Raw genomic sequence first — 17,464 nt, forward strand, 5'->3', positions numbered from 1 at the left:
CGTTTCAAAAGCCAAGAATATGAAGGAACACATTATCATGGTGTTCGTGATACGTGAAATCACTCATAATTAGGCATCATTTCGCGCCCTTTCGGTTTATATAATAAATATTTAAAAAACATACAAAAATTATCAATACAAAAAATATTATATTTATGTCGAAAATTTTTGTTTTTCTACTATTAAAATTACACATTAATTTTATAACCTCATTTTTTTATCTTCTTTCTTTTTAAATTTTTTTATATTTTTTTAATTTAATTCAATGTTAATAAAAAAAATATAAAATAATTAATAAAAAAAATTAAAAAAAATTTTTTTAATATAATAGACATAGATTTTTTAACAATATAATAAATTATAAAAAAATTTTAAATTTAAATTTTATTTTTATAATTGAATAATTTTAATAGGGTAAAATTATTTACCTTTTTATTAAAAATATACTAATTTATTATACTAGAATACTAAAAAAATAAAAAATAATTTATATTCTTTATTTTTGTTAATTATTTGAATTTGAAATTTATTTTTTAAATTTTTAACATTTCAAAAAAATATTAGAATAAATAGTTATAATATAAAATTATTAATTTATAAATTGTTAGTTTTCAATTGATATTAATAATTTTTTTATTTGTTTTTTTTATTTAAGTAAAAACATATAACAATATCTAAAAATATATAATTAAATACATAATTAAACCATTACACTATATAATAAATATGATAGAATAAAATTTTATAAAATTAAGATAATTATATTTTGTTGTTAAAAGTATTTTAATTATTGATTCAGTATAATACAGGTTTAAATATTTTTTTTTTAAAAGATGAAATTAAAATTTTTAATTCTATTTTTTTGTAAAAAAATGGAAATAGTATTATCATGAAAGGTTGTTCTATGATAATTTTAAATTAAATTTAATATAGCTAATTAAATCAATTTTGTTATATTTTGAAGGAGTGTTTTGTATATAAAATTTTATGAAAATAACTAAAAATTTTTTCAATAATATTGATAAATTAGCTCAAGAATATGATATGGATAGAGAACAAATATTAAAATGTTTTGTTCAATCTTTGATAGCTGGTTGTAAAAAACATTGTCAAGTTAAAAGTTGTTCTGTTTCTTTTAAAAAAGAAAATGATGGTTTTTCTTTGTATAAACAATATTTAGTTATTGATTTTTCAAATGAAGAAACAAAAAATAATGCGAAAAAAATTACTTGTATTAGTTTAGAAGAAGCTAAAAAGATAACATCTAAAGCTGAATTAGGACAAATAATAGATATTGAAGTTGACCCTAAAAGTTTTAATTTTCATGCTAGTAAAGAATTTAAGAATAAATTTAATGAAGAATTAATTAAGCAAAAAAGAGAAAACATTTATAATTTTTTTAAAAATTATGAAAATCATTTAATTAGTGCAAAAGTTATTGGCATTAATAAAGGATTTTTTACTTTAGAATTAGAAAAAGAAATACAAGTAATTTTAACTAAGAAAGAATCTCTTTCTAATGATGATTTTTATTTAGGACAAAGAATTCAAGTTTTTGTTGTAGAAGTTCAAAATACAACTAAAATGCCTAAAATTTTAGTTAGTCGTATTCATATTAATTTTGTTTTAGAAATTTTTAAAGAATTTATTCCTGAAATAAACCAAGGAATTATTGAAATCGTAAGTATTGCTAGAATTCCTTCCGTTCGAATGAAAGTAGGATTGTTATCAAAAGATAATAAAATAGATGCTATTGGTTCTTGTATTGGAGAAAAAAATATTAGAATGAAAAGTATTATTAATATTTTTAAAGGTGAAAAAATAGATTTGTTTTTGTGGAGTTATGAAGCAAAAGAATTGATAACTAATTCTTTAAAACCTGCTAAAATAGAAAAGATTGAAATTATTAATGAAAAATCTAAATTAGCTTCTGTATTTGTTAACGAACAGCAAATATCTTTAGTTATAGGAAAAGAAGGGCAAAATATTAAATTAGCTTCTCAAGTGACTAAATGGAATATAAGTGTGAAAAGTCTTTGATTTGGGTAATTTTTTAATTATTTTTAAAGGAGGAAGATAAAATATATGAATGATAAAAAGAAAGTTTATGATAATAAAAATATTGTGAAAAGTTATATTTTTGATCCTGAACATAAAATAAATGATTTATCTAGTATTTTCAAAATACCTAATATTGTTTTAATTAATAAATTAATAAAGTTTGGTATTAAAGCTAATATTAATCAAAATATTGATAAGGAAATTGTAGAAATTTTGGGATCCAGTTTTGGTATAAAAATTATTTATCCAGAATGTAAAAAAAAAGATAAGATGAAAAATAAAAATAAAATTAATTCAAAAAATATAAAAAAAAATGTAAATTTAATAAGAAGAACGCCTATTGTCACTATTATGGGACATGTTAATTCTGGAAAAACTACTTTGTTGGATTCTATAAGAAAAACTCGTTTAGTTGATAAAGAATTTGGTGGAATTACTCAACATATTGGTGCTTATGAAATAATATATAAAAACCAAAAAATAACTTTTTTAGATACTCCGGGTCATGAAGCTTTTTGCCAAATGAGGTCTAGAGGTGCTCAATTAACTGATATTTGTCTTTTGGTTATAGCAGGAGATGATGGGATTAAACCACAAACTATAGAATCTATAAAATATGCTCAAGAAGCTAATGTTGAAATTATTGTTGTTTTGAATAAAATAGATAAAATAAATTATAAAAAAGATGCGATAATGACAGAATTATCTAATTTAGGATTAGTTTCTGAAGAATGGGGTGGAAAAACTATTTTTGTTGAAATTTCAGCACTTAAAAAACAAGGTATAAATGAATTATTACAAATGATTTTGTTAGTTAGCGATATAAAAGATATAAAAACAGATTTGACAAAAAAAGCCGAAGGTGTTGTTTTAGAAGCTAGCCTTGATAAAAATAAAGGTCCTGTTGCTACTTTAATTTCTTCTAAAGGGATTTTAAAAATTGGGGATATTTTAGTAGTAGGAGAAAGTTATGGAAAAATTCGTTCTTTAGAAGATGATTTTAAAAATAAATTAAAAAAAGTTTTTCCTTCTCAACCCTCTTTAATTGTTGGTTTAAAACAAGTTCCTCAAGTTGGTGATAAATTTTTTATTGTTGATAGTACTAAAGAAGCTCGTAAAATAGTTGAAGCTAAAAAACATTTATCTAAAATTAAAAAAAATTCTAATTTTTCTTCTAATGAAGGTGAATATAATGTTTTAACTTTGCAAGATGAAAATAAAGAAAAAGTTTTAAATATAATTTTAAAGGCTGATACTCAAGGAAGTATAGAATCGATTAAACAAACATTAGAAAAATTACATATTGGAGAAATTAAAGTTAATTTTATTAAAACTTTTGTAGGTATGATTACTATTAAAGATATTGATTTGGCTAAAACTTTTGATGCTTTTTTAATTAATTTTAATACTTCTATTAATAATAATTTATTAAAAATAGCTCAAAATCTGAAAGTTGAAATAAAAAATTATAATATTCTTTATGAAATCATTGCAGATGTAGAAAAAAAATTAAAAGATTTAGTAAAACCTACTTTTGAAGAAAAAGTAACTGGAAAAGCTGAAATTAAAAAAATATTTAATATAAGTTCTATAGGAAGTAGTATTGCTGGATGTTATGTGAAAGATGGTACTATTTTTAACAATTCTTTAGCTAAAGTTATAAGAAATAATAAAGTTGTTTATAAAGGAAAAATAGTTTCTTTAAAACATTTAAAAAATAATATTTCTAAAGCTACTCAAGGTCATGAATGTGGAATTTTATTAGATAATTTTAATAATTTTATGGTTGATGATATAATAGAATCGTCTATATTAGAGAAAGTATTAATTTAGAATAATGAGTATTAATCTGAAAATAAAAAGAAGAGCTAGTTTAATTAAAAAAATATTAGTCGAAATTGTAAATAATTTAATTAATAATGAACAAATTGGTTATATCAGTTTGACTTATGTTAATTTATCTAATGATTTATCTTTTTGTACTGTTTTTTATACTATTTTAAACGATGAAAATGCTAATTTATCTTTAGTTTCTGAACTTTTAGAAAAAAATAAAGAAAAAATTCGTAAAAAATTAGCTGAAAATATTAGTAATATGAAAAGAATACCTGTTTTAATTTTTGAATATGATAAATCTTTTCTTTATGGAAAAAATATCGATAAAATATTGGATACTATGAAATAATTTTTATTAATTTATTTTTAAAATTTATTTAATAAAAATTTATAAAAATATATATGAAAAAAAAAGAAAATATTTTTGCTGAAATATTAGTAGATTTGAATTCTTTTGAATTAAATCAATGTTTTGATTACAAAATTCCTTCTACATTATGTTCTTTAGTTAGAAAAGGAATGAGAGTTATTGTTCCTTTTGGTATTAAAAACACATATCGATTAGGATATATTTTAAATTTTAAAGATAAAAGTGATTTTAAAGGTTCTTTTAAAGAAGTGAAAGAATTAATAGATAAAGAACCTTTTTTAAATGAAGAATTTTTTTTAATAGCAAAAGAAATTTTGAAGATCCCTTTTGTTAGTAAAAGTGATGTTTATAGAACTATTATTCCTTTATCCTTTTCTTTTACTTATTTTAGGAAAATAATAATTTTAAAAGAAGAATTATTAGATAATGAAGTCAAAGAATATTTAGAAAAAAAAAGATATTTATTAAGTTTAAAAGATAAAATTTTAAATCAAAAAACAATATCTTCTTTAAAAAATAAAAAAATTATCGAAACGGAAATTGTTATTAAAAATAATTATAAAAAAAAAGATGATTTTTATTTTTATTTAAATCCTCTTTTTGAAAAATTAAATATTAATATCACTCCTAAACAAAAATTGTTAATTAAAATTTTGAAAAATAATTCTGAAATAAAACCTAAAAAATATTTTTATGATATTAAAGAAATTTATTCTTTATCTTCTTGTAATATTGTTAAAAAACTAATTTTAAATAAAATTATTTTGAAAAAGAAGAAGGATATTTTTTATTTATTACATATTAAACCTAATGATAATAATATTAAAAAAAATAATATTAATTTAGATTATTTAGAAAAATTTGTTTTTGATCAAATTTCTTTAGAACAATATCATACTTATTTGTTATATTACAAATTTGATCGCAATAAAATAAAAATATATTTAAAATTAATTGAAAAAACATTAGAAAATTCTAAGCAAATCTTAATTTTAGTTCCTGAAATTATTTTAATAAAATCTTTATTCAAAAAAATTAAAGAATATTTTCCAGATGTAAATATATCAGTTTTACATTCTTCTTTAAGTTTGTTAGAACAATATGAACAAAATAAATTAATCCAATCTCAAAAAATTTCTATTGTTATAGGTACTAGAAGTGCTATTTTTTCTCCATTAAAAAATTTAGGAATAATTATCATAGATGAAGAAGAAAACGATTCTTTTTTAGAAAAGGAAAAAAAAATTCAATATGATTGTAGAGAAATATCTAACATAAGAGCTCTTTATAATAATATTCCACTTATTTTATCTAGCTGTATTCCTTCTTTAGAAAGTTATTATAATTTTAAATTAAATAAATATAAATTTTTGAATTTAAATAATTTTGAAGATGTTAATAATTATTATGAAAATAATAATATTAAATTAATTGATATGAAAAAAGAATTGCAAAAAGGAAATTTAGATCCTTTTTCTGATTGTTTGACTAAAAATTTAAAAAAAGTAATAAAAAGAAAAGAAAAAGCCATTTTATTAATAAACGTAAGAGGTTTTTCTTCTTTTGTTTTTTGTTGTTTTTGTAGTTATGTTTTTAAATGCGAAAAGTGTTCTCAAAGTCTTACTTTTTTTTCTGAGAAAAATATTTTAAAATGTAATAATTGTAATTTTATAAAAAAATTTTACAATAAGTGTCCAGTTTGTTTTAATTTTTCTATTAAAAATATTCGTTTAGGTATTGAATATATTGAATTTTTTTTAAGAGAAAAATTTAAGAAGATTAATATTCAAAGAATAGATTCTGATTCTGTTGTTTCTAATAAACAATATGAAAATATTTTAGAAAAATTTCAAAATAATGAAATTAATATTCTTATTGGTACAGAGTTTATGGTTAAAAATTTATCTTTTTCTAATGTTTCTTTACTAGGTGTTATTATGGCTGATGTTTTTTTAAATAGACCCAATTATAAATCCTCTGAAAAAGCATTTCAATTATTGACTAAATTTTATAATTATTCTTCTTCTAACACTAAAATAATAGTTCAAAGTTATAATATTGATAATTACGTTCTGAAAGAATTTAAAAATTTGGATGTTTTTAGTTTTTTAAATTTTTCTTTACAAAAAAGAGAAATTTCTAATAATCCACCTTTTTTTTTTATTAGTAAAATTGTTCTCTTGCATAAAGAAATTTATAAATTATGGAAAATTGCGTTAAAAATAAAATATTTTTTGGAATTAAAAAATAGTGAAATTAAAATTTTAGGCCCTTCTTTATCTTTTTATAAAAAAAATTCTTTTAACAGAATTTTTTTAACTATAAAATATAAAAAATGGCCTATTGATTTAAATTTTATTATTAAAAATAATTTACAACAAGATGCTTTAATATTTTTTGATCGTTTTTCTATTATTTTTTGATTTAAAAAAATGTTTTTTAATTTTTTTTTTAATTAGTTCTTTTTTGTATATTCATGTATAATATTTTTGTTATTCATTTTATGATGAAATTTAATATTTTAAATAAAAATTAATTCCTTTTTGAAATAAAATACACCAAAATTTATCTAAGTAAGAAAAATAAACGAAAGAGGGGAATTGATAATAAAAAAAAGAATATTTTTTTTTGATGTTGATGAAACTTTATTTAGCAATGAGAAAGAAAAAATTTTATCTCAAACTAAAAAATTAATTTTTTCATTATTTAATAAAAAAAACATTATTTTAGGAATAGCGACGGGACGAAATTATCATAATTTAGATGTTTTAAAAGACATAATATCTTGTTTTAAATATTTTGTCTTAGCTAATGGTTCTTTTACTATGAAGAATGATAAAATAATTGATCAAAATCCGATTCCTAAAGAATATATTATTGATATTTTGAATAAAATTAATTTATTTAAATATAAAATTGCAGTAGCAAATATAGGAAGTCATGAAGAAGCTTTATTTTATAATGGTGACAAAAATAATTTACCTTTAATTCGATATTGGCAAAAAAAATTTAATTTACCTATTGATAATTTATTACATTTAAAGAAAAAAATTTTTCTAATGAATTTATTTAGTCAAAATAATGATCAAGTTGAAAAATTATTAAAAGAATTTAATTGCTTTAATGTATATTTTTGGGAAAATCATATTGATTTGACAATGAAAAATATTAATAAATATTATGGAATTAAGAAAATAAAAGAAAAATATCCAGATTATGAATTAGTTTGTATTGGGGATGGTTGTAATGATAAAGAAATGTTGGCAAATGCAGATATTAGTATAGCTATGGGAAATAGTCAATATGATGAAATTAAAAAAAATTCTGATTTTATCGCTCCTCATATAGAAGAAAATGGTATTTTTGATTTTTTTAAAAAAAATAATTTAATTTAATCAAATAATAAATTAATTTTTTTTTATATTTTTGAAAAAAATTATAATTCTTTTTAAGAAGGAAATTTATTATGGAAGATACAAAAACAAAACAATTACATATTTTTGTTAATAATTTTGAAAATTTGAAAGAACAAGAAAAAAATATTTTTTCTAGAATTGTAAATAAATTATTTCAAACTAATTATATAACTATTCAAAAACATTCAGATGCTAATGATTATCGTTTTATTATATTATATAATGAACTTTTTTCTTCTTTTTTTAAGTTATCTGATTTCGAATTAGAAATTAAAAAACATGATGAAGTTATTTTTATTAAAAATATTCATAATTTTAATAAATTGAAACTAAAAAAAGAAGAGAGTTTAATTTTATTAGTTATTAGTTTATTATTTTATAAAAAAAAAGATAAAATAGCTTTAAATCAAAAAGTAGAATTTTTTTTGAATGATATTTATAAAGAACTAAATAATATTGGTTTTTTAGAAATAAAAAAATTAACTAAAGAAAAAATGAAACAGTTTTTATTATTTTTACGTAAATATAATATTATTGATTTTCAATATAATAGTAATAATTTATCAGATAATTTAGTAATTACTGTTTTTAATTCTATTATGTATTTAATTGATTTAGAAATGATTCAAAAATATAAAGAATTATTAATCAAAAAGGAAAATATTAATTAAAAGAATATAAATGAAAAAATTAACAAAAATAAAATTAATAAATTGGCATTTATTTGCTTCTCAAACAATTGTTATTAAAAACAATACATTAATTTCGGGCGAAAATGGCGTAGGAAAAACGACTTTATTAGATGCTTTACAATATGTTCTAATAGGAGGAAAAAGTGGAGTTAAATTTAATATAGCTGCTAATGAAAACGCAAAACGTTCTGTTGAAAATTATATGAAAGGTAAAATAGGAGCCGAGAATAAAAAATTTTTAAGAAATAATGATGTTATTACTCATATTTCTTTAGAATTTTATGATGAAATAAAAAAAAAATTTACTATAATGGGATGTGTTTTAGAACTTCCTTATAAAGGAATTTTAAAAGAAAAATTTTATCTTTTTAATGATATTAAAATAAGTGATGAAATTTTTATTTCATCAAATAATGTACCTAATAATTATCAACAAACTAGAAATTATTTAAGAAAATTTGATAAAAATTTTGATTTTTTCGATACTAAAAAACAGTATCAAAATATGATCCAAAAATATTTATGTATTAATATAAATAAGTATAATCAAATATTACCTAAGGCTTTGGCTTTTAAGTCTCTTAATTTGCAAAATTTTGTTTTTGATTTTTTATTAGAATCGAATCCTATTAATGTCGTTAGTTTAAAAAATAATGTTAATCAATTAAAAAAAATTGAAAATCAAATACAATTAGACAAATCAAAACTAAAAAAATTAATTAAAATTATTGATTTAGATAAAGAAATACGTTTATTAGATAATCAAATTAGTATTAATTTATTACTTGAAAAAATGATTTTATTTGAGAAAAAGCAAAATATTTTAAAAGATTATTTTAAAAAACAAAAACAAATACTTGAAATTATTGAAAATTCTTTAGAGAAAAAAAAAAATATTTGCCTCAAAATAGAAAATTTAAATAATAAAATTTTACAATTAAAAACTTTTCAAATTCAAGATGATGTAGGCACTAGTTTATATTTTTTAAAAAAAGATTTACTTCAAAATGAAAAAAATTTAAATGATTTTGAAAATCAATTGCATAAATTTCAAAATAATTTAAAAGATGAAAATAACATTTTGAAAAAGTTATTGGAAATTGATAATTATTCTTTAACTGATGAACTAAAACAAATTATTGAATTTATAGATAGATTTTCTTTTTCTAACGAAGAAGATAATTTTTTAATTTTAAAAGATTTTATAAAAAAAATATCTTACTTTTTTTATAAAAAAATTATAGAATTGAATATTAAACAAAACAACTTAAAAGAAGAAATAAATTCTTTACAAGAGAAGATAATAGATAATCATTATAATTTAGATAATATTAATAGTCATATAAAGAATTATCCACCAAATATTGTGAAATTAATTAATTTAATAAAAAATAAGTTAAATAATATTTATAAAAAAGATGTTTTTATTTATCCTTTGTGTGAATTGATAGAAATTAAAGATGAATTGTGGAGAAACGCTATAGAAGGTTTTTTAGGAGCAAGAAAATTTAATTTAATTATAGATCCTTTTTATTTTGATCAATCTTTAAAAATATATGAACAATATCAATTAAAAGAAAAAATTTATGATGTTGGTTTGGTAAATGTCCAAAAAATATCTTCTATTGAACCTCGACCTAATAGTTTATTTCACAAAATAATTGCTAATGACAATAATGCGTTAAAATACATAAAATTATTATTATCTAATATTATATGTGAAATAGATGTTAGTAAATTAAAAAATCACTCGACCGCTATTACTCCGCAATGTATGATTTATAATAATTATACAGCTAGACAATTAAATCCAAAAAATTATAATATTCCTTATATTGGGTTCAATTATAAAGATAATTATAAAAAAAAGGTTATAGAAGAAATTGGTTTTTATCAAAAGGAATTAATTAAAAAGAAAGAAAATTTTCAAAAAAATGAACATTTAATTTCTCTTATTAAAAACAGTAAAATAAATATTTTAGTAGATAATGATTTTTCTTATATATGCAAAAAATTAAATATTCAAAAAAAAGAAATACAAGAAATCAAAAAACAAATCGAACAATTAAAAAATAAAAAAGATTTAAAAGAAATTGAAATGAATTTAAATCAATTGCAAATAAATCATTCTGAGGAAAATAATAAACTAAATCAAATTTTGTCAGAAATTGCTGAAAATAAAAATAAAGAAAAAAATTATCAATCTCAAATTTGTTATTTAGAAAAAGAATTGATTTTCTTAAAAGAAGAATTAAATAAAAAACAAAATGAAAAAATTATTCATTTAGAAGCAGCTTCTATTCAGTTTAAAAATTTTTTAAATCAGTATAAAAATAATTTTGAACTGATTTCTCGTAATATAAAAGATAATATTCAAGAAATAGAAAAACAAAAAAATAATAAGAAGTTAGATATTATAATGCTAATGAAGTTATATATTAAAGAATATAATATATTTGATTGTGAACCTAATATAGAAAATTTAGATTTTTTTGTTCAAGAGTATAATTTGATTAATTTTAAAAATTTAATTAATTATGAGAAAGAATCTAAAGAATTAAGAATGAAAACTGAAATCATTTTTAAAGAAGAATTTGTTAATAAATTAAAGGAAAGTATAGAAAACGCTCATCAAAAAATTAAAAATTTAAATAAGATCTTGAAAGATAGACCTTTTGGAAATGATCAATATCAAATAATAATTGATTCTTCCGAAGATCCGGAATATAAAAAATATTATTCTATTTTTATGGAAGAAAATGATTCTCTTAAACAAGAAAAACCTATTAGCAGAGAATTTAAATCTTATAAAGAAATTGTAATTGATGAACTTTTTCAAAAAATTATTTCTTTTGATTCTGAATATGAATCGGTTATATATGAATTTTTAGATTATCGAAATTATTTATATTATGATATTAAAATAAAAGATAAAGAAAATCATGTTTCTTTATTTTCTAAAATTTTTCGAGAAAAATCTGGTGGCGAAACTCAAGTTCCTTTTTATATAATTATTGCTGTTTGTTTTGAACAATTAATGGTTGACAATACTGATCAAAAAGGATGTTTAGTTTTATTTGATGAGACTTTTAATAATATGGATGAAAATAGGATTGAATCTATGATGTCATTTTTTAATGAATTAAAATTTCAGTTTTTTATTGCTATTCCACCACAAAGGATAGTGAATATTTCTCCTTTTGTTCAAACTAATTTAATTATTATTAAAGATAATAATCATGTTATTGTTGAAGATTTTACTAAAGAAATGATTAATTAAATATATTTTATTTTAAATTTGTTGTTTTTTTTAGGTTTATATTGTTTATAATAAATTATGTTAAAATAATATTTACCTAATAAGAAACAATATATTTTATTGTTTAAATTGACATAAAGAAAATTTTTTTATTCGGAGTAGTACTCAAGTAGGCTTAAGAGGCGTCCCTGCTAAGGACGTAGTCCATAATAATGGTTCAAGGGTTCGAATCCCTTCTACTCCGCCAAAATAATAATTAAATTTTTATTTTTTTACAAAAAAGAAAAAATACATTTTTAAAATAAAAAAAAATACATTTTATTTTTTATTTTAAAAATGTATTTTTGATTTTTATATGTATTATTTTTATTATATAAACATATTATTTTCTATTTTTTTTTGTGATGATGATCCATTTTATCTTGAAGAAAATTATTTTGTTTATTTTTTCTTCTTTTTAACATAATAATTATTATAATTATTATTAATATAAGTAATAAAAAAGAAAACATGATCCAAAATAATTCTAATATATATAATTTATCGGTAATAATATTTTGTTGATTAGAACTTTGCGTGTTTTTGTTTATTTTTTTGTAAATAATATCGTATTCATTATTAATTTTTTTTAATGAATTATAAGTTTCGTGAATATTATCTGTTCCACCTAATAAAGATATAACATCATCGATTTTTTCTTTTAATTTAAGAAAATTTTTATTATTTATTTTCAGTTCTTGTAATAATTTTTTATTATTTATTTCTTCGAATGTTTTTAAATTACTTGAAAAAAAATCTAATTTTTCTGAAATATTTAAAAAGTTTTCTTTTATGTCTTCAAATTTTAAATTTGAATTTTGTGTTAATTTAGATAAATAATTTAAAAATGTAAATTTTTCTTCATTAAAAGAATTGATAATTGTTCTTAATGTGTCTAAATAATCATATTGTTCTTTTACAATAACTTTTGAAAATTTATTGTCTATTTCATCTTTAATAGTGGTAAAAATTTCGTTTTTAAAATTTAATTTAATCTGATTTTCTTTTTCTGTAGAAAAAATTTTTTTTATGTCTGCTTTAATGTTTTTTATTTTTTCTTGTAAATAATTGCATTGCAATTTTATCGCTTCGTCTAATTTTGGATCTTTTTGAATAGAAATTAAATTAGATTCTATTCCTTCTTCGTTAGAGTTATAAATACCATTTTTTAATTTATAAGAAGAAACAATATTACTTTGTGTTTTTATTGGGTCGGCAATATTATTGATTACTAAAAATAAACTAAAAATAGTTATTAATATAAATAATTTTATTACATTTTTTTTAATTTTTATAATTAATATCTATCCTCCTTATTCATCGGAAATCCAATATTTAAATGATATCGTGTTATAAAAATAATTTTTCTCAAGTCTAAAGTGAATTATAACATAATGAAAATAATTTTCAAGAAAATGTTTTTAACATATTATTTTTTCTTCAATAATTTAATTTTATAATTATTTTGTTAAAATATTTATGAATTTGAATATTTTTGAAATAAATGAAAACATATTTTTATTCCAAATAATACTAATAAGGTTAATAATTAATTATGGCAAAAAATAATTTTCGTTCTTTTTTTCCTATTTTTAAAAAAAATCCAAAATTAATTTATTTGGATTGTGCTTCTACTACTTTAAAACCAAAAAAAACAATAGATAGTATTTTATCTTTTTATAAAAATAATGGTTTAAGTTTAAATAATTCAGGTTCTTTATCTTTAGATAATAAATTTTCTATAGAACAAACAAGAAATAAAATAGCTGATTTTATAAATTCTATGCCTGAAGAAATTATTTTTACTAGAGGTACTACTGAATCTTTAAATTTATTATCTTTGATTCTATCCAAAACAATTAAACCTGGAGATGAAATTATAACTTCAGAATTAGAACATAATTCTTCTTTATTTCCTTGGTTGAAGATAGCAAAGGAAAAAAAAGCTAATTTAATATTTGTTCCTCTTGATAAAGAAAATAAAATAACTTTTTTTAATTTTAAAAAGGTTTTTTCTGAAAAAATAAAAATAATTATTTTAACTCATGTTTCTAATGTTTTAGGATATGAAACTCCAATTAAACAAATTATGAAATTTGTTCGCGAAAAAACAGGAACAAAAATTTTAGTTATTTTAGATTGCGCTCAATCTATTAGTCAAGTGAAAATTAATGTTAAAGAGTTAGATGTTGATTTTATTGCATTTTCTTCTCATAAAATATATGGTCCTTTTGGATTAGGAATTCTTTTTGGAAAAAAAAAACTTTTAAATCAATTTGATTCTGTTCAATTGGGTGGTAGAAATATAAAATTTTTTAATTCAGAAAATAATTTTGTTTTTTCTGATTTGCCTGAAAAATTTGAACCAGGAACTCCAAACATTGCTGATATTATTGCTTTTAAAAAGAGTTTAGAATTTATAGAAAATATTGGGTTTGATGAGATTAAAAAAAAAAATAAAGAAATAATACCTTATTTAATCCAAAATTTAAAAAAAATACCAAATATAAATATTTTTAATGAAAATACAGATCATAACATTTTACTTTTTAATTTTGATTTTATTCACGCTCATGATGTTGAGAGTTTTTTGTCACAAAAAGGTATTTATATTAGAACTGGGAATTATTGTTCACATTTTACTTCTAAAATATTAGGTAAAAAAAATAATACTATTAGAGTTTCTATTGGTATACATAATAATAAAGAAGATATAGATATTTTTGTTCAAAATTTAAAAAAAATTTCTATATTTTTCGGAATAAATTAATTTTTGTATTATTTAAATTAAATAAAAAAAAGAAAAAATTTTCATTTTTTCTTTTTTATTTTTTTTTTAAAGGCATAGGCATTATTAAAAATAATATGAATAATGTTAAACCTATCCAATGCATATTTTTTTTAATTAATTCTAACCATTTTGGATTATCTTTTTTGGTTAGATAAAATTTTTCTACAAAAGAGTGTATTTTTTCGTCCATTTGGTCTTCATCTATGTCATAATTATTTTTTAGATCTTTTTTTGTCATTAAAAAAGCTCCTTTAGTAATGAAATCTATTTGTTGTGATTCAATTTGATCTAAATTTTTTTCCAAAAAAATATAATTATAAACTATATCGTATATTTTTTTATTTAAATCGTTAAAAAAATTTTTTATGTATTTTTCTATATCTTTTTGTATTGTTTCTATAATTTGTTCTAAATTTAAGTTATCATAGAATAATTCTTGTTTAGTTTTTTTTTGAATAATGTTTAATAATTTTTCTTTTTCAAAATTTGGTAATTCTATTTTTAAATTTTTATCTATTTCTTTCCATTTTTTTGGAAATATATGTTCTATATTATTGTTTTTGTTTGTTTTGAATTTTGTTTGTATATTGTCTAATGATAGTTTATTTTTTTTGGAATATAAATCGTATTTTATTTCATTAAAAGTTTGATTTTCTATTTTGTTTTTAATTTCTTGTATTTCTGAATTAGAAAATAAATTTTTATTTAAATTTAGTGTTTCTGTTAAATTTTTTATTTCTTTTTTGATTGTTTCTTGTGTGTAAATATTTAGTTTGTCTGTTATTTCTTCTGTGATTTTTTTTTGCACTAAATCTAAATTTTCTATTTTATTTTTAAAAGAATTTTCTATTTGCTCTGAAAGTAATTTTGTTGTTAATTCTTTTAAAATGTTGTCTTCTTCTATATAATTTATTCCTAATAATATTTTTTTTAAAATATTATTCAATAAATCTTTTTTAATTTTTTTTATATGATTTGAAATTGCTAATTCTAATTCTGGTTTGTTGTTTTCCGTTTGTAAACATATTTTTAATAATTCTTGTTCTAAAACATTATTTTTTAAAAATTTATATTTATTTGACAATTCTTGAATTAATTGATTAGCAATTCTTTTGTTATGTTCAATTTTTTCTAAATCCCAAATAAAATACATTTTCGAAATGTTTTCGGAAATACCTATATTTAAAACATCTTCAAAAGAAATAATATTTTCTTCTTTTGGTGAATTTGTTTCTTTTTCGTATTCAAAAAAAATACCTAATAATTTTTCCGGTAAAGGAGTTTCTTCATTATAAAAGTTTTTTATTTTGTTTTGAATTTCTTTTGTGTTTTTGTAAAAAGGTATTTCTAAAATTTGGTTTTTATTTTTGTTAAAAACTGGTTTTCCTGAATATTGAATATATTTTTGATAAATTGTATTGAAGTATTTTTTTTCTTCTTCGTTTTCAAAATTACTATCTTTAAAAAGATTTTTAATTGGTATTTTTTTATATTCTTTTATAGGGAAAATTTCATCCATATTAATTTTGTTATTTATATTTGTATAATTCCAATTTTCTAAATTATTTTCTTCCGTTATTCTATCTGTTGCTAATTGCAAATCATTTGGTAAAATAGTAAAATGGTTTTTTTCTACAGCTATAACTGATGCTTGGTCCATTAATTCTATCATTTTTCTAGGAGTTTTTAATAAATTTTTATCAGAACTTGCTATTTTTTTTGCTACTTCATCTAATGTATTGTAAGTTCTTATATCTATTTTGTATTTTTTAGATATTAATTTTAAAAAGTCTTTTATATTTTTGTCATTCCATAAATCTACCTTAATCCACTTATTAAAACGACTTAAAATAGCTGTATCTATTTCATCTTTATAATTTGTTGTAGCTATAATAAAAACTGGTTTATTTTTATCAAAATGAATTCCTTCTATGAAAGATAAAAAAGCTGAAATTACATTTCCATGATCTGAGTTTAATCCGTTAGAAACTCTTGATTTAAATACTGTTTCACATTCATCAATTAGAATAATACTAGGAGAATGTTTTTGCGCTTGTTCGAAAAGATTTTCTATTAATCTAGGAGATTCTCCTACATATGTTTTAGAAAAATCAGCTGAAGAAACACTAAAAAAAGGTAATCCAGCTTCTTTTGCAAAAGCTTGAGATAAAAAAGTTTTACCCGTGCCTGGAGGACCATACAATAAAATACCTTTTGGTGTTTTTTGTGTTCCTATAGATTTATATAATTCAGGATTTTTTAAATATTTTAAACTTTCTTTTAGTTGTTCAATTGTTTCTTTATTTCCTATAATATCTTTAAAATCGGCAAAATCTTTTGTTGGTTTTAAAAATTTTGCAGTATTATCTATTTCTTGTTGTTTAATTGATTCTTTTTTTTCTTTTTCTTCTTGTTTGTCGAATAATTCAGATAATTTGTCTAATGATTTATTTAACATTTTAAATAATACTTTATTTCCTATTTGTTCTTCTTCTATATTGTTTTTTGCTTTTTCTAATTCAAGATTTAAAGTTGATAAAGCATTAGTTTGTGTTTGTATTTGATTATTTAAAAATTTTTTTTCTTTTTCACTTATATCATTTAATTGTTCGATTTCTTTTTTTCTTTTATCAAGATTTTGTTGAAGTTCTATTTTTTCTTTTTGTAAATTATCTATTTTTTGATTTTGTAATTTTAATTTTTCTTCAAAAAAATTAATTTCTTTTTGTAGAGAAGAAATTTGTTTTTTTAGATTTTCTTGAGTTTCTAAAGATAGTGTATTGTTATTTTCTAATTGTTCTTGTTTATTTTGTAATTCTTTATTTTTTAAATTAATTTGATTTCTTGTTTCTTGAATAATATTTTGTGTTTCTGTTACTTTAGATTCTAGTTGATGAATTTTATTTTGTTTTTCTGCTAATCTTTTTTTGAGCGCTTCAATAGCGTTGTTTAAGTTTGTTATTTGAACATTAGCGCTTTCGAGTTCATTATTAATAGAAT

10 protein-coding genes and 1 tRNA gene are annotated in these 17,464 nt (G+C 18.9%); 9 read left to right on the top strand and 2 right to left on the bottom strand.

Features of this window, described 5'->3' with window-relative positions:
- Positions 1-987 precede the first annotated feature (987 nt).
- From nusA to ACHMP6_RS01205, 8 genes are all read left to right on the top strand, one after another.
- A complete protein-coding gene (nusA, locus tag ACHMP6_RS01170) occupies positions 988-2,040 on the top strand; it encodes a transcription termination factor NusA (protein ID WP_412097705.1) in 1,053 nt (350 codons plus the stop codon).
- A 45-nt stretch (positions 2,041-2,085) separates the two neighbouring features.
- Positions 2,086-3,894, top strand: a complete 1,809-nt coding sequence (gene infB / locus ACHMP6_RS01175; RefSeq protein ID WP_412097706.1) for a translation initiation factor IF-2 — start codon at positions 2,086-2,088, stop codon at positions 3,892-3,894.
- Between the two features lie 4 nt (positions 3,895-3,898).
- The gene (gene rbfA, locus ACHMP6_RS01180) at positions 3,899-4,246 is read left to right on the top strand and encodes a 30S ribosome-binding factor RbfA (RefSeq protein ID WP_412097707.1); all 348 of its coding nucleotides are present in this window, start codon (positions 3,899-3,901) and stop codon (positions 4,244-4,246) included.
- A gap of 53 nt (positions 4,247-4,299) precedes the next feature.
- Positions 4,300-6,690, top strand: coding sequence for a replication restart helicase PriA (gene priA / locus ACHMP6_RS01185; RefSeq protein WP_412097708.1), 2,391 nt, complete (start codon positions 4,300-4,302; stop codon positions 6,688-6,690).
- 177 nt (positions 6,691-6,867) lie between these two features.
- Positions 6,868-7,662, top strand: a complete 795-nt coding sequence (locus ACHMP6_RS01190) for an HAD family hydrolase (RefSeq protein ID WP_412097709.1) — start codon at positions 6,868-6,870, stop codon at positions 7,660-7,662.
- 71 nt (positions 7,663-7,733) lie between these two features.
- The gene (locus tag ACHMP6_RS01195) at positions 7,734-8,354 is read left to right on the top strand and encodes a DUF4194 domain-containing protein (protein WP_412097710.1); all 621 of its coding nucleotides are present in this window, start codon (positions 7,734-7,736) and stop codon (positions 8,352-8,354) included.
- 10 nt (positions 8,355-8,364) lie between these two features.
- The gene (locus ACHMP6_RS01200; protein WP_412097711.1) at positions 8,365-11,655 is read left to right on the top strand and encodes an ATP-binding protein; all 3,291 of its coding nucleotides are present in this window, start codon (positions 8,365-8,367) and stop codon (positions 11,653-11,655) included.
- Between the two features lie 134 nt (positions 11,656-11,789).
- Positions 11,790-11,881: transfer RNA gene (locus ACHMP6_RS01205), tRNA-Ser, on the top strand.
- Positions 11,882-12,023: 142 nt separating this feature from the next.
- Here the strand turns inward: ACHMP6_RS01205 and ACHMP6_RS01210 are convergent.
- On the bottom strand, positions 12,024-12,752 hold the full coding sequence (locus tag ACHMP6_RS01210) for a hypothetical protein (protein ID WP_412097712.1): 729 nt from the start codon (positions 12,750-12,752) through the stop codon (positions 12,024-12,026).
- Between the two features lie 476 nt (positions 12,753-13,228).
- Here ACHMP6_RS01210 and ACHMP6_RS01215 point away from each other — a divergent pair, with 476 nt between their 5' ends.
- Positions 13,229-14,443, top strand: a complete 1,215-nt coding sequence (locus ACHMP6_RS01215) for an aminotransferase class V-fold PLP-dependent enzyme (protein WP_412097713.1) — start codon at positions 13,229-13,231, stop codon at positions 14,441-14,443.
- 55 nt (positions 14,444-14,498) lie between these two features.
- Here the strand turns inward: ACHMP6_RS01215 and ACHMP6_RS01220 are convergent.
- A partial coding sequence (locus tag ACHMP6_RS01220) for an AAA family ATPase (RefSeq protein ID WP_412097714.1) occupies positions 14,499-17,464 on the bottom strand: 2,966 nt, incomplete at its 5' end.

Source organism: Candidatus Phytoplasma palmae, assembly GCF_046896035.1.
Lineage (GTDB): Bacteria > Bacillota_I > Bacilli_A > Acholeplasmatales > Acholeplasmataceae > Phytoplasma > Phytoplasma palmae.